This window comes from Winogradskyella wandonensis (genome assembly GCF_004346845.1).
Lineage (GTDB): Bacteria > Bacteroidota > Bacteroidia > Flavobacteriales > Flavobacteriaceae > Winogradskyella > Winogradskyella wandonensis.
Map to the genome: position 1 here is coordinate 887,363 of NZ_SMGI01000001.1, position 20,820 is coordinate 908,182.

Consider the following 20,820-nt stretch of genomic DNA (forward strand, 5'->3'; position numbering starts at 1 on the left):
ACCTATTAAATACAAATAATATCGATGAATAGCATAAATTATTTAGAAAAAAAAGAAATTACTTACAATTATATACAATTTGTCGAGGTTAAGATTAGATTCTATGTTATATTCTTGTTTCTCAGTTCTTAACAAAACAAAAAAAGCCCCATTAAAATGGAGCTTTTTTAAATCTTAAATTAACTATACTAGCAACTAATTAGATTTAAAATCGTTGTAAGTATAAAGCGATTTCAGCGTCGATTCGTAAAACAGAATCGCAGTTATTAAATCTCTGGTGTCCGAATACGGCAATATTTTTTTCTGAAATTCAATCGTACTATCAAAATAGACCGTTGATGCTTCTATATTATCCTCTAAGGCTTTAACGTTTTCTTTTGTGATAGGAATTCCTAAATCGTTCATCGTTACGTTTTTGCTTGTAGCAAAGGCGATATTTGGAAGAATATTAACAATAACTTCGATACGCTCGATATAGAGTTGAAGTAGTTTTCCTTTAGGCATACGGTCTAACTCTTCACGCTCGTGGTACTTTGAGATATTTACCTTACCGCTTATAAAACTAAGCTGCTTACTTTTCTTTTGGGCGAACGAAACTGATGTTACACAAAATAGTGCAAGCATAAGTAGGAGTAATTTTGTTTTCATTTTATAGGTTTTATAGACTTGGGTGAAACAAAACTATTGAATAATTTAAGAAAACCAAGAAATTTTGATGTTTTTTTTCAATTTTTTTATCCATGAAATGTCAATTTTATCTGATAAAGTGTTTAAAATATAGATAAAATACACTTTTTTTAGATGAATGACACAGGTGCTTTTTATAGTGTAAACGTGCATTAATTGTAATCTAGTTGAAGCTAGAATTATCCTAGAATACTGTGCTTTTCATCTATAATAATTACATATAAATTTCATTCATCGGTATTATTATTCATTTACATGATTTTTAATGGTTTACGAACATTTTTTATGATTTTAGTCTCATAATTAAATAGTAGCCTGTAATGAATACCGCTCCAAAATTTTTGTTTCTATTTTTTATTTTAGTTAGTCTAACATCATTTTCACAAACTAAAGACCTAAGCTTTTCTGCAACTGTTGGAACTTACGAAGAAGCACAAGACAAATTTACGCTAGCAGGTATATTGTATTTAAGTGATGGTATTACGCCAGCTAAGGATTACATTATCACGATTAATCAAGCTGATTCTAATGGGGACTTTAATTCAGACGAAAACGATAATTTAATTACCAGCGCTGTTATTAAAACAGATAATAGCGGGCGGTATGAATTTAAAACCTTTATTCCAGGTACAGACCGCTTACATAATAAGCTACAAGAAATCTTTATGAAGGTTGAAACACCTACTGGAGAGAGCTATGCCATGCCTACGCTTTTATTCGATGCAGACCCAAAACTTACGAAACGTTGTAGAAAGCAAATTGCTAAACGAAGTGATTCGTCTCGAATTTTAAAACTCGAGAAAATTAATGATAAAATGGTTGTAAATCGGGATATGGTTTTACAGTTAGATTTAGAAAGGCTATAAAAAAGCCGATAGTATAAATTCTATCGACTTTTTAGTTTTTTGATTTTACAGAAACGTCTCATTTTTTGTTTGGCTTTCTGTTACAGGGTCTTCAAAATGTAGTGTTTTTTCTAAGCCTGCTGAATCTACATTAAAAAATTTTAATAAAGATGTGTATTGAGTGATATGTTCTATGTGATTATCCTCTAGAAGAATAGCTCCGACTAAAGCATCAGGGTATTTTGCCAGTATTTTTACTAAATCTTCCTCTTTAAAATTGGTGTTTTCATCTAAATCTTCAATTTTACTTTTATCTATTAAGTCGTTTAAACTAAGTTTTAAACGATTCACAATATCGTGCCATTGCGTATCAGACGGCATAGATTCTTTAATGTCATTAAAGAAAACTGCTTTTTTTGTTGCTTCTGCAAGTGCCTTTAGTTGTTTACCAAATTTAGTTCCAGATGCATAAATACAAGTAATTTGTTGTTTTTCGGTATTAATTGTCATTGTAAGTTGGTTATTAATAAGATTTCATGGTTTCTTTTTTCTTTTTCAATTGTCTTGTCAAATCATTGATGCATTCGTTTATGGCACCTCTAAAATTATCTTGACTTGATTCTGCAAACAATCTTGGTCCTGGAGCGCTAAGTCTAATACCTGCTATCATTCCTGTTTTATTGTTGGATGTGTTTTCAGTTTTAAAGAAAACATCTGCACGAACTACAAATTCGTTATGATTGAAAATCTTTTCTAGTTTTTCTCTTGTGTAAGTTTCTAGACTTTCACTAGCTGTTACATCGTGGTATTCAAATATTATGTCTTTCATTATTTGTTCGTTTTGTTTAACATATGATACATAAAAATTAAACAAAAACAAAGACTTTAATAGTATTTTAAGACTTATATCTAATCTTTAAATTTTAATTTTTATTTAAGGAACTTTTAAATTCTATTCTATATTTTAAAAAGAAAATAACTAATGGAACATAAAATTACTATTGAACAAATTGAACACATTAATCATAACGTATTAAGAATAATTACAAGTAAACCAGGTGGATATTCTTTTTCACCTGGTCAGGCAACCGAGATGGCTATAGATAAAGATGGTTATAGAGAAAAGAAAAGGCCATTTACGTTTACAAGTTTACCAGAGGACGATAAATTAGAATTTACCATTAAAGTATATAATTCCCATAACGGTGTCACAGACGAGCTAGAGTCTTTAAAAGTTGATGACAAGCTAATAATAGGTGATGCTTGGGGTGCGATTTCTTATAAAGGTGAAGGAACTTTTATTGCTGGTGGTGCTGGTATAACGCCGTTTATTGCTATTCTAAAGGATTTGCAGCGCAAAGGCGAATTAAAAAATCAGAAATTATTATTTAGTAATAAAACAGAAAAAGATATTATCCTAAAAAATAATTTTGAAGCATGGCTTGGTAATAATGCAACTTTTGTCTTGTCAGAAGAAAACCATTCAGATTATTACAATGGGCACATAAACAAACAATTTCTTAAAGCACAGAACTTAGATATTTCTAAACCCGTATATTTATGTGGACCACCAGCTATGGAATCTGCTGTTAAAACAGATTTATATGCCATGGGATTATCAGAGAATTTACTAATTACGGAAGCATAAAACACATATTATGGAATATTTAATTACAGCATTAAAACTTATTGTAGGTCTTAGCCTATTGAATGTATGGCTTTTACAACGTGATAAAAACACAAAATGGCGTGGTGGAAATGCAACTACTTTAAGTGAAGAGTTTAAGGTTTATGGGCTATCGCCATATATGTTTAAAATAGTTGGTGGACTTAAAATTATCCTTGCAATTGGCCTCTTGCTATCAATCTATTATACAAGCATTGCCTCAATATGTGCTATTGGATTGGCTATTTTATTAACTGGTTCTATTGCAATGCATCTTAAAATTAAAGACCCATTATTTAAATCTTTTCCTGCGGCATTATTTTTAACACTATGTCTTATTATAGCATTAAGTTAATAAAAGGGATAACGAAAAACTTTTGTAAAATATATATAAGCTCAGTAGAGCATAAATAAGAGCTGGCGCCGATTTTAGAGCGCCATCTTTTATTTTAAGCCTGGTCAAAAACCCTAAAACCATTAATATAAATAGACCAAACGCTGAAACTTTTAAGAGTAGAAGATTATAATGTAATCCTAATAATAGGCCTAAACCACCAATTAACTGAAGAATACCTACAATGACTCGAAACTTGGATAAACCGTAACGCTCAAATTCGAGTTTCATATATTTTTTATGAAGGCAACTCTTACCGAAAATAATAAAAGAGAGTGCTACAAAGTATATGATCAATGATAATGTAGTCATTCAGTAAAGGTATGTGTTTTTTCTAGTTACTTCTGAATTTAAAATTTTAATAAAAAGAAAGTTGACTTATTAAAATTTAATATTTTCTAGTTCTTTTAGATAGGTTTCTCCAACTGGGATTTTATTATCTTTAATAACAACCCAATTACGTCCTTTGCTAGAGACTTGGTCTATTCGTATAATATAGGAGCGATGAACTCTAAGGTATTCTAAACTATCTGGGGTGCTACTAATAAAATCACCTATTTTACACCTTATAGTATATGTCTTCTTTAAAGTGACAATATCTAAATAATTACCTTGAGAATGAACGAATAAAATCTCGTGAGTCGGAATCTTAAAATCTTCTCCATTTGCTCTGAACTTATAAAACTGCTCTTTGCGTTTTAGACGTTTAACAGCTAATCGCATAAGCTCTCTTATGATATCTTTATTATAAGAAAGCACTCTAAACTTAAAGAACAAATAAATCAGTCCACAGAAAATAATCGCAGTTAACGAATAAAACCACCAACTTTTCCAAAAAGGCGGAAGAATTCTAAAACTATATGAGCTTAAAAGTTCGTTTTCTATGTCATTTACTTGGGCTTTAGCCTCAAACGTGTACGCTCCAGGCGAGAGTGACGGAAAACTAATGATGCGATTGGATGTTCTAGACCATGACGAATCAATTTCTTTTAGACGATAGAGATATTCTATTTTGTCGGTATTCTTCAGTGAAATAGCTTCTACTTCAAAATCAATAGAATTTTGGTTATGGCTTAATTTAATGTTGCTCTCTTTTATTATGGCTTTATTAACTCTAACCTCTTTTAGACTCAGTGATAGCACGTTTAGTGTGTCCTTTCTATCAATTAAATCTTTTTCAAAGAAGCAGAGTCCACGCTTTGTAGCAACCCAAACCGTATCATTTATAATTTCAACATCATTTATATCGTTACTTAATAAACCATCAGTTTTGGTTATCGTATCTACAGTATAAGAGTTATCGGACTTAAACTTAATTCTATTCAAACCAGTATTGGTACATGCCCAAATGGTAGAATCATTTTCTACATGAACTTCATTTATAGAGTTATGCGTTAAACCATTAGTTTTATTAATATTGTAAATACTGTCGCCAAAAACAATAAGACCATGGTCTTGAGATGCTATGTATACTGTATTTTTAGTAGAGTTTATATCAATATCGTACAGTCTTGATTTTAGCAGAGGAGATGGTTGATAAGGTTCAGTTTTATTGTCTTTTTTTGCGTATAATCCAGAAGGTGACGCTATTAAAATATTGCCATTATATATACAAACATCTTCGGTTCTAATTCCTACATCATAAAGTGCAATAGTATCGTTTTGAACAATTCTATAGGTTGTTGAAGCCGTCGTTACTAAAGGGCTTAAAACATTCTCAGGTAGTTTTCTGCCTCCTTCTATTGAAATAGCACTTTGCTTTTGCGCAAGATTTCTTATGACAAAATCACTAGAAGCATAAACTTCAGATGCTTCCGAATTAAACTCCACTTGTGCGGGGCGATCATTTTTGCCCTTATATAATAATTTGATTTTAAGATTTTTAATTTTAGCCACGTCACCATTATAATATCCAGCGTATAGTTGATTTTTATCGTCCTTTACTAAGGAATTTACATTCTCATTAGTAAAAACTTTTATATCTGAATTTTTAACTCTAAAAATACCGTCGTCGAGTGTTGTAAACCAGTAACTGCCTTGAGCATCAATTAAAAAATTACTAACGGATTTGTTTGGTAAAAAAGTACCTAATACATTCCCATAAATATCTCTAAATTCAGCACCTTGACTATAATATCCAACCCAAAATATTGTATCGTTTATTCGCTTAATTCCTATTGGGTTTTGAGCGGTTTCGTAATAGCTTACACCTTTTGAAGTACTAAATGTTACCAATTTAATATTAATAAATGCAATTAACGTATCATTAAGAAACTCTACACTCAGACGAGACGAATTCGGATTTTCAGTAGGTATCGCTAAGATTTGATTATCCGAGTCGTATTTATAATAAAGTGAACCAAACAGTTTACTTTTCTTATATACTCCAACCATTATATGAGATTTTCGCTCTGAATAAGACAAATCTGCCCTATAGTATTTATTATAATGATTTATAACTTCACCTTTATTTGTAATCTCAATAAAACCAAAAATACTATAACCACCAATTGTTAGGTTTCCTTTGCTATCAACATGTATTGACTTAATGATTGTTCTAGAAGTTAAGCTTTGTTTTAATTCATCATTAAATTGATATAATTTAAATCCATCAAAAACCTCATTAAAATAGAAAAGTGTCTTACTGTGAAGTTCAAAACAAAATATTCGGCCATCTTCTTGTGGGAAAAAGTCCAAAATGGTATTTCCTGGTAATCCATCTTCGGATGTAAAATTCTTAAACTCATACCCATTATATCGTGATAAACCCCTATCCGTAGCAAACCAAATGTATCCTAGTTTGTCTTGATAGACATCAAATACTTCTGAGCTTGGTAAACCATCATCTACATCAAAATGGTCATAAATATAGGACTGTGAATTTCCTACAAAAAGGGTAAAAACAAATGCGATTAAATGTAAAGTAGACTTCAATAGAAATGAGTTTAAACAAATGTAATATTATTTAGAATAGGACGAATATTTGGTTTTTTATGTTCGTCACTATTTTAAAGTGTTTTATCACAATTCATTACTATTACTGGGTTTCAAGCCCGTTTAAGATGGTCTGTAACCTAGGTTATGGGTCAAAAGAACTTCATCACTTTTTAATATGGGTTTCGTCACAAATTGTTTTTTCTTGCTTAAAGTACAGTTTTCTCATAATACTTTGGTGTCAGTATAATCTTAATAATATATTATAAAATGAAAAAATCACTCAAATTTACAAACCTATTCATGTTAGCGCTATTACTTATCAGTTTTAGCTGTAGCGATGACGACAGTGTAGAAATTACACTTGAAGATTTAACCGTAACTATCGACGAAAATCCAGTTAATGGTCAAATAATCGGCACTATTGAAGTTATGGGAACATCAAGTCCAGATTTTAGCATTACTAGCCAAACACCAAACGGAGCCTTAGCTATTGATAATAGTTCTGGTGAACTAAGTGTTGCAGACGCTACATTATTCGATTTTGAAACCAATCCTGTAATCACAGCGACAGTTTCAGCTATTGGGACTGCAAATACTGCCGCAGTAACTGTTAATCTTAACAACGTAGAAGTGACTGTCCAGGATTTAACCGTTTCAATAGACGAAAACCCAACAAATGGGCAAGTACTAGGTTCCGTGCAATCTAGTGGAGGAGTTGACTCCAATTTTAGCATTGTATCTCAAACGCCTGTTGGCGCTCTAAACATAGATATGATGACCGGCGAGTTAATGGTAGCTGATGCTGCTTTATTTGATTTTGAAACTAATCCAGTAATCACAGCATCAATCTCTGATAGTGAATCTGCAAATCCTGCAACTGTAACAATAAATCTGACAAATATTAATGAAGTCGTATTCCAAACTTTTGATGAAAGCATAGACGAGAATCCTACAAATGGTCAAGTTATTGGTACAGTGCAAAGTAACGCCACTGGAAATCCCAATTATAGTATTGTATCGCAAACTCCAGCTGGTGCTATTGCCATAGACCCTAATACTGGCGTAGTTACTGTTGCTGATGCATCTTTATTTGATTATGAAATAAATCAAGGTGTAGATGCTGTTATATCTGCAGATGACGCTGACGACTCTTCTGATTTTGAAATACAAATTGATAATGTTAACGAAATAGGAGACGTTGCATATGGCGGTGTAATTTTTTGGATAGATCCTACAAGTAATAATTCTGAAGGCTTGGTAGTTGCTATGACGAATACAACAACGGCAGACTTTGCATGGGGTTGTTCAGGAATAAGCACAGGAGCAACAGGGACGGCAATCGGAACAGGTGCAACCAATTTTACCGCTGTAACATCGGCTGGTTGTGCAGCAACAGGAAGTTTATTCGATGAGGCAAACAATACGATTTTAAATGGATTTGACGATTGGTTTATTCCAAGTGTTGATGAGTGGGTAGAAATAGATGCTACATTACCAATAATATTTCCTGTAATTCAAGCTAATAATGGAGATTCATTCTTTGGTTTAAGTTGGTCTTCTACTGAATTAAGTAGTACAACTGCGGTATTGTACTCTGTTGGAGGAATTAATGCTAGCGGTTCTACTTTAACACGACAAAAAACAATGTCATATAATTTACGTGTAATAAGAGCTTGGACCGATTTTTAAATATCAAGACAAAGAGCTGCTAATGAAGATACATCATAAGCGGCTCTTTTGTTTTATTTATTTTCTATCATTTGGAATCATTATTTCCAATTATAATTATAACAAGCCAACTAAACCTATGAGAACAATAATTACATTTTTAATAGTAACGCTTTGTGCTGTTGAAAGCACTGCCCAAATTATCAATTTTGATGACCAAGGTTATACGAATTCTCAAAATTTAGGAAATCCGTATTCCATAACAAATAATAGCGAGACATTTCGGTTTACAATTTCTGGAAGCACAAATTCAACAACACAGCATAGATATGTGACACAGGAAAATAGCTGTACTAGTACAGGTTTAGGTCACGTAACTGCTGGCACTTTTCCTGCAACCACATGGACCATAGAGACCGTATCAGGAAACGAAATAGATTTAGGAACTATACGCTTCGACAATGTTTTTGGCTGTTTTAGTTTTGAATACAATTTATCTATCGAAGGTTTTAAAAACAATGTATCGACTGGCAGTCAAACATTCACAACTAATGGGCTAAATAGTATTTTTTCATCCAATGCCAGTTTTGATGATATTGACAAAATTGTAATTACGTCTTCTGACTTAGGTAATTTGGGTATCGATGATATTAGTTGGGCTTTGTCTTCATTACATAATCAAGTATTCAGCTTTAATGAAGAAGTAAGATTAGAAATTGATGCAAGCACAAAACAACTTCTCGTAAGATATCCCAATCAAATCATTCTAGAGAATTATAGCATATTCAGTATGTCTGGGAATAAAGTGGCTTCGGGTAATTCGGCTAAAATGTCTACCGAAGCTCTAGCAAACGGTATTTATGTTATTCAGCTAAATTTTGATAAGGAAACCGTAACCAAAAAAGTCATAATTCGATAAGCATAACAATTAAACACTAACCAAAATCAAACTTTAAAAATGGAACAAATCACTTCAAAACTAGGAAAAGGCGGACTTTTACTCGCTGCTATGGGAATTATTTCAATTCTTCTTTCGATTTTTAATTATAATCTACGCTTATTAGCCTGGATTGACATGTGGGGAAACACCACTGGCTGGATAATTCGCATTCTTCTAATCGTTGGCGGTGGCGCACTTTTCTTTCTTTTCGGTAGGGAAGAAGAAGAGGACGAATAGTATATTTAAATTACAACAACTATGGAAAACTTAATCGAAGTCAAAAACGACTATAACACATTAGATAAACTACATAATCGCCTTAAAAAGGAAGCCAATTATGACTGTTCTAAAACCTACGATTCTTGGGAAGTAAGAACCGATGCTAATGGCCAAATGGCACAATGTCTAGTGCTTAAAAAAAGTGGAATGCATGCCGTTAAAGCCTATTTTATTAACGACAATACCATTAAAATTAATTACATAATCCCAAATAAGGTGTTGCATGCTTATTTTGGTAAAAGTGTAAAAGCAAGACGAAACATTCTAGAAATTGCCACTGGCGTTATTAAAGAAGCGGTTTTGGCTGGCTCACAAAAAAAAGCTTTTGACGAGTTACAAACTACCATAAAAAGGGCTACGGCATAACCAAATGGTTTAGGCTCATTGTTTGATATGAAAACGGAATCGTATCTAGCATTTATAATTGGGGGAACTTAGATGCGATTCTTTTTCATAGAAATTAAGAGCTATTAATAAACAAATATAAAAGCGTTAGTTGGATATATTTAGACAATTTATTGCGTATTGTTTTTGGATACTTCTGGCTTTTACGCTTGCGTTTGTATCTATGTATTTACTTTTATATGACAATTCTAATTCATTAAGTATTTCGGTTGTGAACAAGATTGTGATAATGCATGTATTCCCCATAACTGGCACTATCATTTCAGTGTTATTTTTAGGTTTTGATTTTCTTTATATTAGACCAAGACTTAAAAACAAGCAAAGTCGAGTAGGAGTGCGTCTTTTTAGCATAGTATCTATTTGTATTCTAGTTATGGTCGTGCACTATATTTTAGAAAAAGTCGCCGATATTGTTTAAAACAATTTATCTTGAAGTACATCTACCTTATTATTGCGCTGATTTTTTTCACCTGTAAAGAAGAAAAAAAAACAAGTCCTAAAACTCCTGTTGTTGCCAAAGATGATGCTGTAGAAGCTGCAGCTGAGGAACGACCAGAAATTGATATGGTCGATGCGATTATTTCTCAGCTGAATCTAAATCCAGACAAATCGGTATACGAATATATTATCAAGGAACAGAGTCCATTAAATGCAGATGAAACACTCATTATTTTAGCGGAAATTGAAAACGAAAACTCTGAGTACGACGATATGGCCTTTACAAGTCATATTATTATTGCCGATACCAGTACAAAAAGCGTATTTAACTACTTTACACAGCCATCATCTGCTAACGGTTGGGTGTCTGATGCTGTGATGTTAACAGACATAACCTTAAACAAAGCCATTTACACACTTAATGCTACAGAAACCGCTTTTGGGCTTACGATTTCTCATAGAAACAACTCACGACCAAATCCTTACAGCGAAAAGCATCTATCCCTATACTTAAAAAAAGACAGAACGCTGCAAAAGATTTTAGATTATTATCCTATATATGAACGAGGTGGCGAAGTTAACGTGAATGCCTGTTTTGCCGAATATATTACTATGGACAAACAGCTGATGGTTAGTGATGATAAAACCAATGGTTTTAATGATATTATCGTAAAGCAGACCAATTCTAGAACCACTTATCAAGAGGATGAAAATGGCGACTGTAATCCAGTAGAAGCACTCATTTCTGTTGAAGATTATTATCTGAAGTATGATGGCAAATTGTATACTGAAACGTACCAAAAAGCAACAACTATTGAGAACGATAGCATTAATTTTCAGATGAAAATTAGGGATTTAGAGTTTAAGAGTTTGCCACTAAAAGAAGCCACAAATTTTGATAGTTTTATCGATCCAGACGATTACAAAAGGGTAGATGCTAAAACCTTTAAAATCGACCAGATATATCCAGATTATACCGAAGGTGATTATGGCCACAACGCCATTGCTGCCTACAGACTAAATATCTCTGAAACATTCTACACGCTTTTAATAACGGTAAAAAAAGGTGATAGCGAAATGGAGACCTTACTTATTAATTACCGTTTAGATGGCAGTTTAATAGATTATAAGGTCGTGTCTTACGACGAAATTGCCGAAGGCTGGTCTAAAATCGAATCACTTATCGAAGCCCATTTACTTACCATCACTAGAACTACCTGGTATGACGAGAAAGTTGAAGAAACCTCGTATTATGTTGTTAACGCTGATGGTACGATTAGTGAAAAGGGTGAATAATTGCTTGTAACAAATAATATTTAGTGTAAATCATCATGACATGATTTACATACAGATTCTAACCATTCTATAGGTTCTTTACCAATATTATATTTTGCATAACGCGTATGATGTACTTGTGTTGCTCGTTTGCCACAATACACACATTTCCAATTATCCCGTCTTAAAACAACATAGCGTTTACGCTGCCAAGCATCAGATTTTAAATATACGTTCCTATAATAATCACGTCGAGCTTTCCTATGTTTTTCCCAGGTGTATTTTCTATACCATGAACTTAAAATATAAATGATTATAAATATAAACGCCATTAGTATTATCATGTAATCATCACTACTTAAGTTGTTTAGCCATTCCATATCGTAAAGATATTATATATATACAAATTTATACAATTGTCCTATAATTTATATTATGTAAAATATAAAGTATCACAGAATACCAATATACTTCTCTTTCGCTATTTATGTTATTCACCGATACTTTTATCCAATTACAAACGCTTAGCGAAAAATTGTGTCACTTAACTTAGAAATTTAAAAGTTATATCTGGCTGTTTTTAAATTGCATAAGCCCTCGACTTAAAACTTATGTATTATGGACAAAAATTTAGCCTTATTCACGCAAATCAATAGTTTATCGTATTGGTTACTTCAAGAAAGCAATTTTAAAAGTTCTGTATCCTTAGATGCTACAGACGATAGTTTCTTTATTTCCATAAAAGACGGTTTAGAATCTATCTATAAGCACCACATTGAGGATTTTAGCAAAAAAGACCAGCGTTTCCTTAGAATTGAGCTCTCTTCTATCGTTTCGCATTTACTACAAATTAAGCGCTCTGTAAAGAGCCATAAACACGCCTCGTAAGCTTTTAATTTCGCTTTTAAACCAACAAAAGGCCATATTTTCAATAAATATGACCTTTTGCGAACCATAGTTAAACAACTAACTACTCATAATCGGTGTAGCCTTCTGCGCCTGGCGTATAAAATAAATCGGCATTTGGTTCTTTTAAATCTTTATCGTTTTTAAACTTCGCTACCAAATCTGGATTAGAGATAAATGGACGTCCTACATACGCTAAATCGTAACCATCATCAATTACGTTTTGGGCATCGTCTTTAGAATTTACATCGCCTCCAGTAATTATTGTGCCGTTAAAATTCAGTTTTATAGTCGATTTAATATCGGTTTTAAAGTCTGGTGCGCCCATAGTTCCGCTGTGGTCCGCAATATGGATGTATGCAATTCCTATTTTTCGTAATTCTTGTGCCAAATACGCGTACAAATCAATTAAATCATCGTAATCATGGTCTACATCGTTCATCGCGCCGTATGGCGAAATACGAATACCAACTTTCCCAGCGCCAATAGCTGATGCTACTTTTTCGGCTGTTTCTATTACAAAACGTGCTCTGTTTTTAAAATTGCCACCGTAATCGTCGGTTCTCATATTCGATTTTGGGTTTAAAAACTGGTCTAATAAATACCCGTTAGCAGCATGTAATTCCACACCATCCACGCCTGCTCTAACTAGCTTTTGTGCGCTATCCACAAATTCTTGTTGGGTGGTTTCTATTTGCTCGGTTAATATTGCTTTTGGCATCGCATGCTCCACCATACCTTTAGAATCGGTGTACATCTCTCCTGCTGCTTTTACAGCACTTGGCGCTACAACAGTTCCACCTTCAGGTAAATTTTCTGAAGCACTGACACGACCACAATGCATTAATTGTACAAACAGTATTCCGTTATTATCATGCACGCTTTTGGCAATGGTTTTCCAACCTTCAATTTGTGCCGGACTGTATGCACCAGGTATTCTGGCATAGCCTATACCGTTTACAGATGGTGATGTCCCTTCTGAAATTATCAGTCCTGCTGTGGCGCGTTGTCCGTAATAGGTTGCCATTAAATCGTTTGGTATGTTATCAATGGCACGGCATCTGGTCATTGGTGCCATGACGATTCGGTTATTTAGTGTGATATCTCCTAATTGGTAAGATTCAAATATGTTCATAGTTTATATTCGTTGTTTTATGTTGTTTTTATGGTTATTAGGTTTATAATTTTAATTGAAAAGCTAATTAGTTATTCTCAGTTTTCACTACAGCAAGCGGCTGTATTTCTGGTTTAATACGTTTGTATAAATCAAACTGAATTTGCGTTAATACATTTCGCATTTCCATGGTTTCAGCCTTACGTAGCTCGTTGATTAAATCAAGCTTTTGCTTTCCACTATAGTTATTGTGAATTTTCTCTTCTCGAATCAAAAATTCTTCGACTTTCTTCTGAAATAACATAAACTGCTCACCTTCTAAGGACAATTTATCGTCATAGGTTCTTGTAATTTTAGTGGCTATTTCGTCTAATGTTTCGTTATTTCGTTGTAATAATGGGTCTTGGGCAAAACCTTGCGCTACGAAAAGCGACAAGATTAAGGTGTATATTATCTTCTTCATAATTCTGTTTTTCAATTAATAATTAATGTCTTAAATGAGTCGACGATATTCTATTTGGTAATTGGAATAAGAACATTTTCGATACCATGGATAACGCCGTTAGAGGTTTCGATGTCTGGCTCACTCACTTTACTCTCAGTACCATGCTCGTCTGTGATTATGATGACGCCTTCAACTAAGCGTAACGATATATAGCCGCCAGTTAATGTTTTTAATCTGTAAGGCGTATCCATATCTTTTAAAGTAGCGACTAGTGTTGCGGCATCCGTTTCGCCTTGCACAATATGATATTTAAGAATATTTTGAAGTTTTCCTAGATTTTGTGGTAGTCTTAAATTATCGTAAGTGCCTTCTGGTAAACGATTAATTGCTGCGTTTGTTGGTGCAAAAAACGTAACATCGCTCAATCCTTTTACGGCATCAATCATCCGCGCTTGATTAACTAGTTTTAATAAGCTGTTGTAATTTGGGTCTTGCTCCAAAGCTTCAAAAGTAGTTACAACATCATCAAACGTCGTATCGGGTTGTAGTTCATCCAACGGCTTTACAGCTACTGGCGTCTGCTCTTGTGTTTTGTTGGTGTCTTTGCATGAATTAAATGAAATCAGCACGAGAACTGCTGAAAGGGTAAGAATAATCTTTTTCATAGTTGTTAGTGTTTTTATGGTTCACTATTTAATATACAGATGAAAAGGAAAAACCCAAATATTTTAAGAAAGCTTAACGGTATATGTCCGTATTTAACAGTTGTTTACATATTAGAAGGGACTAACTCCAAAATTAGAGAACGATTGTAAGAATTGATTTTACGATGCTAAGCCCCAAAGCACACCCATAATCACTAGAAATAAAAAACTTAGCGCAAAAGCAAAAATAGAACGTCTTACATTAAGAAATTTTCTATCTATAATTTTACTTTCTGCGTGAATCTGTTCAGCAAGTTTTTGATAAAGTTGTTTCTCTGAACCACAAATTTTAATGAGTTCCTCTGTATACTCGTCAGTACTAGAAAACTTGTTGGCAGCATCTCTAAAGAAGAATACATTTTTATCGTAGGATAAATCCATAGATGGCCTAAAACATCTAAAACAATAAAATATAGATATGCCAACTAACAATAACCAACAAACAAGAATGATTATCATATAAGGATGATTAATGAAAACGTCTTTAAAAACATCCAACCTATCGGCAAAAAGACCTAATATTAAACTATGAAAAGAAAATAACACACCAGCTTTAAGCTCTGATGCTCTAATTAGTTTTTCCAGACGCTCTAATTGCTCCCAATAATTGTTTGGATCTTGTTGTGCCATTGGTTAATTTTTCAACAATTTACAAAATACATTTTCATTATGCCTCTATTTTTCACTTCGAGCTCACCACGATATTCACAATCAAAATCCGATTTAATAATGTTATAGGTGTCTTCCGAAACATTAATGCGCCCAGATTCTGAGTTACTCTCCATCCGAGCCGCAATATTTACCGTATCGCCCCAAATATCGTATGCAAATTTTTTGGTGCCAACAACTCCAGCTACTACAGGACCTGTATTAATTCCTATTCGGATATCAAAAGTTGCAGATGTATGGGTATCAGTTTTTGCTTGGGTTACAAAATCCTTCATTTCTTTGGCCGCCAAAACCATCTCCTTGGCTTTGTCAACATTATCAAAACTTAAACCACCTGCGGCCATATAGGCATCTCCAATAGTTTTAATTTTCTCTAAACCGTATTTGTCAATAATACTATCGAAATGAGTAAAATAGTAATCTACAGTTTGCACTAATTCTTCAGGAGATAAATTTTCGGCATAACTGGTAAAACCTTTAAAATCTGAAAATAACACTGTAACGTCATCATATTTTTTGGCTGCAACTCTACCCTTTTCTTTTAATTCTTCAGCCGTATCTTCTGGCAAAATATTAAGTAATAAATGATCTGAGCGCTCCTTCTCTGCCGCTATGATTTTGTTGGTTGCTTGTACAAATTTATTACGCCTAAATAGGCCGTAAGCTAAGAGACCAATTAAAATCAACACACCTAATGTGGCAAATAGGATGATGCGCTGGGTTTTTCGTTTTTGCAAAAGCAACTCATTTTCTGCCTGCTGTCGTTCAGTAATTTCATTGGCTATACCTTGTACAGCTTCGATATTTCTAATACTATCACGATAAACTACAAAATTTTTATAATAGTCGAGTGACTGTTCGTGATTTGCAGCATTTTCGTGTAATTCTGATAATTTTAAATTAGCATCTCTAATCTGTTCTTTTAGTCCATACCCTTTAGCTAAGTTTAAACTTTTCTCTGCATATTTAAAGGCTTCATCAATATTTGCCTTTGAAACATAAATATCAGCGAGATAAGTTAGATATACAGAAACAGGGTAGTAGTCCTCTAAATCTTCTAAAATGACAATAGCTTTGTTTATATTCTTTTCCGCTAAATCGTGTTTGTTTTGTTCAGCATATACTAATCCAATATTACCTAGATTATAGGCTTTTCCCAATTGAAAATCGATTTGGTCGCAAATACTGTCCGATTCTTTAAAATAGCTTAACGATTCATCATACCTACCCAGACTAAATAACCAATCGCCTTTGTTTAATAGTGCTGAAGCCAAGTCTCTTTTTTCTTTATGAGTGTCTCCCTTCCTCATTAATTCAATTCCTTTAGAATAATAGAGTTCAGCGTTGGAGTTATTCTCCATCATAGCATAAGTATCAGCAATTGAAATCTGTAAATAGGCCATTGAACTTTCATGTCCCATTTTTTCAGCATATTCCAAGCTATTTAAGAAAGATTCGATAGCCTCAAGGTTTTTGCCCTTACGTTGAAAAGCATTACCTTTTGATAAATATCCCAAGTGGAATGCAAGTAAAGAAGAATCTTTAGGATAAGTATTAGGTGCAATACTTAAAATCCTATTTGCGTAATACAGAGAAGAATCTGGAATAGTTTCGCTTTCAGAAATTCTGCTTAATATCCGAAATTCTGTCAAATTATATTCTCCTGAACCATAGACAAATTTAAGGCTATCTGCTCTTTTTTGATTCTGAGAAAACAAATTGACTGTACATAATAAATATATATAGCCAATTTTTAGTTTATTAAAAAATCTGACATTCATTTAGTATCAATTACCCTTCATTTGTAATTTCGGATCTACTGTATAAGGCTGACTCGCATTTTTATTTATTATAAATGTGACGAAATAAGACTCTGGCCCTTTTATATCTTTGTTCTTTACCTTGGCGATAACCTTTGGTTCATTAATTGGGTCTCCCAATGTGATTTCCTCCAAAATATCAGCGCCTCCATCTAAAGATTTTTTTGCCACCACGGTAATGTTTATGGTATCTCTTCCATTTTTTGAAGCGCCTTGCCATGTACAAGTTGACCCCTTAATTACTGTAGACACATATATTTCAGGATGTCCTGGATTTTCTGCTGGGTCACTTTGATTGTCAGTAAAAACAACATTGTCTTTAATACTTTGCTCGTTTGGTTGAATGTTGTCTGTATCAACCGTTAATGTAATGACTGTGTTACCTGGTTTTCCTCCTCCCATAATTAGTGTGTTTTAAGTTAAAAATATATTGATTAATTTGATTATGTATTAAAAATTACTCTTTATTGATGGTGATACTAAAGTCTGTCTATTCAGACATTTCCTCGTGCTTCATATTCAAAATATTTAGAATCTCCCACATTGCCTTCGGGCTTATACTTTAACCCAATAAAACGTAGCCAAGACATTTGCTTTTCAGTCTCTCTAGACTGAGAATATACCACTAGCGTACAGCCTTTATAATTACGAGATTGCTCCTCTAAAATCTTACGCATTTCAAAAGTTACTTTCAAGGCTTGGTTATTCTCTTCCATATGCTTACTTGCCACCAAATAGCAATGTAATTTCGTCTCGCTTATTTTAACAGCCATTAGGATGAGTAAGGGGAAATTATCAGGAGTTCTAAATACTTTGCTAAAGCCATCTTTACGACATAATTCAAACTGCTCTATTAACGTCTCAAATGCAGTTTTCTCATTGTGAATGTTATAGAGCTTCCACTCATAAGTCGAAAATTTCCATGGATTTTTTAGAACATAGGAAAGGTCTTTTTCAGTAATCTCATCTTGGACTCTAGATAAACTTAATTTCATCTAACTTAGCATATCAAAATCATTAGACACATATAATTAACATTACATAAAAAAGCGAACAATTAAGTTATTCTGTTAGGTAGTAAATTAGGGATAACAAAAATCTAGATAGTTGAAGATAGAGATGGCATTGTTAAAATTAGGTAAAATTCTTTTGATATCCTAAAATAAAAAACATCTATTACACTGAATATGTGTGGCATAGTAAAAAAAAGCGCCTGAAAACTACAATTTCTTTCAAGCCACCAAGAAAAATTTATATTACTCTAACATGATAAATTTCTTTACTTTGCTTGCCTAATAATTACTTGTTAAGTGAAAGTCTGTATTGCCGAAAAACCCAGTGTTGCTCGCGAAATTGCCGCTGTTCTTGGTGCTACCACCAAACATGATGGTTATTTTGAAGGTAATGGTTACGCCGTAACTTACACGTTTGGACACTTATGTACGCTTAAAGAACCGGCGGATTATAAACCGTATTGGAAAAGTTGGGATTTAAATAATCTACCGATGCTTCCAGAACGGTTTGAAGTCAAAGTTGCTGATAATGATGGTATAAAAAAGCAATTCAATATTGTAAAACGTTTATTTGATAAAGCTGAAGTCGTCATAAATTGTGGTGATGCTGGTCAGGAAGGCGAATTGATACAACGCTGGGTACTTAATCAAGCTAATTATAAAGGCGAAGTTAAGCGTCTTTGGATTTCATCTTTAACCACAGAAGCTATAAAGGAAGGTTTTGAAAATCTTAAACCTTCAGAAGATTACGATAATCTTTATTATGCTGGTTTTTCGCGCTCTATTGGTGATTGGTTGTTAGGTATTAATGCTACAAGATTATATACCGTAAAACACGGTGGTTACAAGCAAGTACTTTCTGTTGGGCGCGTGCAAACACCCACGCTCGCAATGCTAGTTAATAGATACAAAGAGATTGAAAACTTTAACCCTCAGCCCTACTGGGAATTGCAAACGACCTACAGAGATACCCTTTTTAATTATGAAGAAGGCCGCTTTTTGAAGATGGAAGATGGTGAGGTTTTGGCCAATAAAGTTAAAGACGACCAATTTGAAATTGTATCCATTACCAAAAAGAAAGGCACAGAATATGCGCCAAAACTATTTGACTTAACGGGTTTACAGGTTTATTGTAATACCAAATTTGGAATGTCTGCAGATGAAACGTTAAAAGCTGCCCAGCGTTTATACGAACAAAAAGCCATCTCTTACCCAAGAGTAGACACCACATTTTTACCAAACGATGTGTATCCTAAGGTAAAAGGTATTTTAAGTAAACTCACCAACTATTCAGAGCTAACCTTACCTCTACTCGATAAAAAGATAGAGAAGTCTGCAAAAGTCTTTAATGATAAAAAGGTCACAGACCACCATGCAATTATTCCTACCGGGATAGAAATCACCACGCATCATCCCGATTTTAAAGTTTATAACGCTATTGTAAAACGCTTTATCGCTGTGTTTTACGAGGATTGTAAAGTGTCAAATACTGTGGTCATAGGACAGGCAGCAGATGTGAAATTTAGAACTACAGGAAAGGAAATATTGTCTAAAGGTTGGCGTGTGGTGTTTGAGTCGAAAGACACTTCGACTGCGCTCAGTGTGACTTCAAAAGATAAATTATTGCCAACATTTATAAAAGGCGAAAAAGGACCGCATGAGCCCTCGTTTATAGAAAAGCAGACCAAACCACCAAATCAATATACTGAAGCCTCTCTCCTACGCGCTATGGAAACTGCTGGGAAACACGTAGATGACGAAGAGTTACGCGATATTATGAAAGAAAACGGTATTGGTCGACCATCAACCCGCGCCAATATTATTGAAACCCTTTTTAAGCGTAAATATATTAAGCGTAATAAGAAACAGATTCTACCAACGGTTACAGGAATTCAACTCATTGATACCATTCAGAATGAATTATTAAAGTCCGCCGAGTTAACAGGAACATGGGAAAAACAGCTTAAAGACATTGAAAAAGGTGAATATTCCGCATCAGCATTTATAAAGAGTATGAAGCGTATGGTAGATGCCTTAGTTTACGAAGTAAGGACAGAGAAAGTAACGACGCGCATTTCTTCAGTAAATAATAAGCCTTCAAAAACGTCGAAAACAAAAGCTAAACAGTCTAAAGGTGTTGTTGGGAAAGCTTGCCCGAAATGTAAATCTGGACAATTAATAAAAGGAAAAACAGCTTTTGGTTGTAGTCACTACGGAACGTCTTGTGATTTCACTTTACCATTCAAATTTGAGAATAAAAAGATATCAGAAAACCAACTAATTAGACTTTTAAGTAAAGGTTCGACAGTTAATCTTAAAGGTTTTAAAATCAACAATATAACTACAGAAGGCTTATTGCGATTTGATGATGCTTTTAAGTTGAAATTAGAACCAAAAAAAGGTACAAATCTTAAAACTGAAATGCCAGAAAATGCATGTCCTAAATGTAAAAAGGGTACTATTATTAAGGGAAAAACAGCTTATGGCTGTTCTGACTATAAATTAGGATGTGGTTTTAGATTTTCTTATGATTTGTTACGCCAAAAAGCTAATGGTAAAACCCTTACAAAAGAATTGGTATATAAAATACTGAAAGAATAAGTTTGTTCGTAAAC

The 20,820-nt window shown here is 33.5% G+C and carries 22 protein-coding genes; 10 read left to right on the forward strand and 12 right to left on the reverse strand.

Annotated elements, in window-relative coordinates:
• Nucleotides 1-195: 195 nt before the first annotated feature.
• Nucleotides 196-648 (reverse strand): hypothetical protein, encoded by a 453-nt coding sequence (locus tag DFQ05_RS04030; protein ID WP_132703804.1) that lies wholly within the window; start codon nt 646-648, stop codon nt 196-198.
• Between the two features lie 359 nt (nt 649-1,007).
• On the opposite strand from DFQ05_RS04030, the gene DFQ05_RS04035 reads away from it, so the two are divergent.
• A complete protein-coding gene (locus DFQ05_RS04035) occupies nt 1,008-1,553 on the forward strand; it encodes a peptidase associated/transthyretin-like domain-containing protein (protein ID WP_132703806.1) in 546 nt (181 codons plus the stop codon).
• A 45-nt stretch (nt 1,554-1,598) separates the two neighbouring features.
• On the opposite strand, the gene DFQ05_RS04040 is transcribed toward DFQ05_RS04035, so the two are convergent.
• Together DFQ05_RS04040 and hpf are read right to left on the reverse strand one after the other, a co-directional pair.
• Nucleotides 1,599-2,042 carry an amidohydrolase family protein gene (locus tag DFQ05_RS04040; protein ID WP_132703808.1) on the reverse strand — a complete coding sequence of 148 codons (444 nt, stop codon included), beginning with the start codon at nt 2,040-2,042 and terminating at the stop codon, nt 1,599-1,601.
• Between the two features lie 13 nt (nt 2,043-2,055).
• Nucleotides 2,056-2,361 carry a ribosome hibernation-promoting factor, HPF/YfiA family gene (gene hpf, locus DFQ05_RS04045; protein ID WP_132703810.1) on the reverse strand — a complete coding sequence of 102 codons (306 nt, stop codon included), beginning with the start codon at nt 2,359-2,361 and terminating at the stop codon, nt 2,056-2,058.
• A 153-nt stretch (nt 2,362-2,514) separates the two neighbouring features.
• Between hpf and DFQ05_RS04050 the strand changes: the two genes are divergently transcribed.
• Together DFQ05_RS04050 and DFQ05_RS04055 are read left to right on the forward strand one after the other, a co-directional pair.
• Entirely contained in the window at nt 2,515-3,180 is a 666-nt protein-coding gene (locus tag DFQ05_RS04050) for a ferredoxin reductase domain-containing protein (RefSeq protein ID WP_132703812.1), read from the forward strand.
• 10 nt (nt 3,181-3,190) lie between these two features.
• The gene (locus DFQ05_RS04055; RefSeq protein WP_132703814.1) at nt 3,191-3,553 is read left to right on the forward strand and encodes a DoxX family protein; all 363 of its coding nucleotides are present in this window, start codon (nt 3,191-3,193) and stop codon (nt 3,551-3,553) included.
• Here the strand turns inward: DFQ05_RS04055 and DFQ05_RS04060 are convergent.
• Nucleotides 3,545-3,904 (reverse strand): DoxX family protein, encoded by a 360-nt coding sequence (locus DFQ05_RS04060; protein WP_132703816.1) that lies wholly within the window; start codon nt 3,902-3,904, stop codon nt 3,545-3,547. The genes DFQ05_RS04055 and DFQ05_RS04060 overlap by 9 nt on opposite strands.
• A gap of 69 nt (nt 3,905-3,973) precedes the next feature.
• A complete protein-coding gene (locus DFQ05_RS04065; RefSeq protein WP_132703818.1) occupies nt 3,974-6,526 on the reverse strand; it encodes a LytTR family transcriptional regulator DNA-binding domain-containing protein in 2,553 nt (850 codons plus the stop codon).
• A 270-nt stretch (nt 6,527-6,796) separates the two neighbouring features.
• Here DFQ05_RS04065 and DFQ05_RS04070 point away from each other — a divergent pair, with 270 nt between their 5' ends.
• The 6 genes from DFQ05_RS04070 to DFQ05_RS04100 all read left to right on the forward strand — a co-directional run bounded on the left by DFQ05_RS04070 (nt 6,797) and on the right by DFQ05_RS04100 (nt 12,422).
• A complete protein-coding gene (locus DFQ05_RS04070; protein WP_132703820.1) occupies nt 6,797-8,218 on the forward strand; it encodes a cadherin repeat domain-containing protein in 1,422 nt (473 codons plus the stop codon).
• Between the two features lie 118 nt (nt 8,219-8,336).
• Nucleotides 8,337-9,116: a T9SS type A sorting domain-containing protein gene (locus tag DFQ05_RS04075; protein WP_158281891.1), complete on the forward strand. Its 780-nt coding sequence runs from the start codon at nt 8,337-8,339 to the stop codon at nt 9,114-9,116.
• Between the two features lie 39 nt (nt 9,117-9,155).
• On the forward strand, nt 9,156-9,374 hold the full coding sequence (locus DFQ05_RS04080) for a hypothetical protein (RefSeq protein ID WP_073086783.1): 219 nt from the start codon (nt 9,156-9,158) through the stop codon (nt 9,372-9,374).
• 21 nt (nt 9,375-9,395) lie between these two features.
• Complete coding sequence (locus tag DFQ05_RS04085; protein ID WP_132703824.1) at nt 9,396-9,782, forward strand: hypothetical protein; 387 nt, start codon at nt 9,396-9,398, stop codon at nt 9,780-9,782.
• A 468-nt stretch (nt 9,783-10,250) separates the two neighbouring features.
• On the forward strand, nt 10,251-11,555 hold the full coding sequence (locus tag DFQ05_RS04090; protein WP_132703826.1) for a PA3715 family protein: 1,305 nt from the start codon (nt 10,251-10,253) through the stop codon (nt 11,553-11,555).
• Between the two features lie 597 nt (nt 11,556-12,152).
• The gene (locus DFQ05_RS04100; protein ID WP_132703828.1) at nt 12,153-12,422 is read left to right on the forward strand and encodes a hypothetical protein; all 270 of its coding nucleotides are present in this window, start codon (nt 12,153-12,155) and stop codon (nt 12,420-12,422) included.
• 82 nt (nt 12,423-12,504) lie between these two features.
• On the opposite strand, the gene DFQ05_RS04105 is transcribed toward DFQ05_RS04100, so the two are convergent.
• From DFQ05_RS04105 to DFQ05_RS04135, 7 genes are all read right to left on the reverse strand, one after another.
• The gene (locus DFQ05_RS04105) at nt 12,505-13,575 is read right to left on the reverse strand and encodes an alkene reductase (RefSeq protein ID WP_132703830.1); all 1,071 of its coding nucleotides are present in this window, start codon (nt 13,573-13,575) and stop codon (nt 12,505-12,507) included.
• Between the two features lie 67 nt (nt 13,576-13,642).
• Nucleotides 13,643-14,017, reverse strand: a complete 375-nt coding sequence (locus DFQ05_RS04110) for a hypothetical protein (protein WP_132703832.1) — start codon at nt 14,015-14,017, stop codon at nt 13,643-13,645.
• A 50-nt stretch (nt 14,018-14,067) separates the two neighbouring features.
• Nucleotides 14,068-14,664 carry a fasciclin domain-containing protein gene (locus tag DFQ05_RS04115; RefSeq protein ID WP_132703834.1) on the reverse strand — a complete coding sequence of 199 codons (597 nt, stop codon included), beginning with the start codon at nt 14,662-14,664 and terminating at the stop codon, nt 14,068-14,070.
• 159 nt (nt 14,665-14,823) lie between these two features.
• Nucleotides 14,824-15,333 carry a Pycsar system effector family protein gene (locus DFQ05_RS04120; RefSeq protein WP_132703836.1) on the reverse strand — a complete coding sequence of 170 codons (510 nt, stop codon included), beginning with the start codon at nt 15,331-15,333 and terminating at the stop codon, nt 14,824-14,826.
• 11 nt (nt 15,334-15,344) lie between these two features.
• On the reverse strand, nt 15,345-17,153 hold the full coding sequence (locus DFQ05_RS04125) for an adenylate/guanylate cyclase domain-containing protein (RefSeq protein ID WP_132703838.1): 1,809 nt from the start codon (nt 17,151-17,153) through the stop codon (nt 15,345-15,347).
• Between the two features lie 6 nt (nt 17,154-17,159).
• Nucleotides 17,160-17,594, reverse strand: coding sequence for a hypothetical protein (locus DFQ05_RS04130; protein WP_132703840.1), 435 nt, complete (start codon nt 17,592-17,594; stop codon nt 17,160-17,162).
• A gap of 92 nt (nt 17,595-17,686) precedes the next feature.
• Nucleotides 17,687-18,187 (reverse strand): hypothetical protein, encoded by a 501-nt coding sequence (locus tag DFQ05_RS04135; RefSeq protein WP_132703842.1) that lies wholly within the window; start codon nt 18,185-18,187, stop codon nt 17,687-17,689.
• 315 nt (nt 18,188-18,502) lie between these two features.
• Here DFQ05_RS04135 and DFQ05_RS04140 point away from each other — a divergent pair, with 315 nt between their 5' ends.
• A complete protein-coding gene (locus DFQ05_RS04140; protein WP_132703844.1) occupies nt 18,503-20,806 on the forward strand; it encodes a DNA topoisomerase 3 in 2,304 nt (767 codons plus the stop codon).
• The last annotated feature ends 14 nt before the right edge of the window (nt 20,807-20,820 follow it).

What these genes read in the sequence shown, in the direction of transcription:
- DFQ05_RS04030 (WP_132703804.1), bottom strand. Translation starts at nt 648, where the DNA reads ATGAAAACAAAATTACTCCTACTTATGCTTGCACTATTTTGTGTAACA.
- DFQ05_RS04035 (WP_132703806.1), top strand. Translation starts at nt 1,008, where the DNA reads ATGAATACCGCTCCAAAATTTTTGTTTCTATTTTTTATTTTAGTTAGT.
- DFQ05_RS04040 (WP_132703808.1), bottom strand. Translation starts at nt 2,042, where the DNA reads ATGACAATTAATACCGAAAAACAACAAATTACTTGTATTTATGCATCT.
- hpf (WP_132703810.1), bottom strand. Translation starts at nt 2,361, where the DNA reads ATGAAAGACATAATATTTGAATACCACGATGTAACAGCTAGTGAAAGT.
- DFQ05_RS04050 (WP_132703812.1), top strand. Translation starts at nt 2,515, where the DNA reads ATGGAACATAAAATTACTATTGAACAAATTGAACACATTAATCATAAC.
- DFQ05_RS04055 (WP_132703814.1), top strand. Translation starts at nt 3,191, where the DNA reads ATGGAATATTTAATTACAGCATTAAAACTTATTGTAGGTCTTAGCCTA.
- DFQ05_RS04060 (WP_132703816.1), bottom strand. Translation starts at nt 3,904, where the DNA reads ATGACTACATTATCATTGATCATATACTTTGTAGCACTCTCTTTTATT.
- DFQ05_RS04070 (WP_132703820.1), top strand. Translation starts at nt 6,797, where the DNA reads ATGAAAAAATCACTCAAATTTACAAACCTATTCATGTTAGCGCTATTA.
- DFQ05_RS04075 (WP_158281891.1), top strand. Translation starts at nt 8,337, where the DNA reads ATGAGAACAATAATTACATTTTTAATAGTAACGCTTTGTGCTGTTGAA.
- DFQ05_RS04080 (WP_073086783.1), top strand. Translation starts at nt 9,156, where the DNA reads ATGGAACAAATCACTTCAAAACTAGGAAAAGGCGGACTTTTACTCGCT.
- DFQ05_RS04085 (WP_132703824.1), top strand. Translation starts at nt 9,396, where the DNA reads ATGGAAAACTTAATCGAAGTCAAAAACGACTATAACACATTAGATAAA.
- DFQ05_RS04100 (WP_132703828.1), top strand. Translation starts at nt 12,153, where the DNA reads ATGGACAAAAATTTAGCCTTATTCACGCAAATCAATAGTTTATCGTAT.
- DFQ05_RS04105 (WP_132703830.1), bottom strand. Translation starts at nt 13,575, where the DNA reads ATGAACATATTTGAATCTTACCAATTAGGAGATATCACACTAAATAAC.
- DFQ05_RS04110 (WP_132703832.1), bottom strand. Translation starts at nt 14,017, where the DNA reads ATGAAGAAGATAATATACACCTTAATCTTGTCGCTTTTCGTAGCGCAA.
- DFQ05_RS04115 (WP_132703834.1), bottom strand. Translation starts at nt 14,664, where the DNA reads ATGAAAAAGATTATTCTTACCCTTTCAGCAGTTCTCGTGCTGATTTCA.
- DFQ05_RS04120 (WP_132703836.1), bottom strand. Translation starts at nt 15,333, where the DNA reads ATGGCACAACAAGATCCAAACAATTATTGGGAGCAATTAGAGCGTCTG.
- DFQ05_RS04125 (WP_132703838.1), bottom strand. Translation starts at nt 17,153, where the DNA reads ATGAATGTCAGATTTTTTAATAAACTAAAAATTGGCTATATATATTTA.
- DFQ05_RS04130 (WP_132703840.1), bottom strand. Translation starts at nt 17,594, where the DNA reads ATGGGAGGAGGAAAACCAGGTAACACAGTCATTACATTAACGGTTGAT.
- DFQ05_RS04135 (WP_132703842.1), bottom strand. Translation starts at nt 18,187, where the DNA reads ATGAAATTAAGTTTATCTAGAGTCCAAGATGAGATTACTGAAAAAGAC.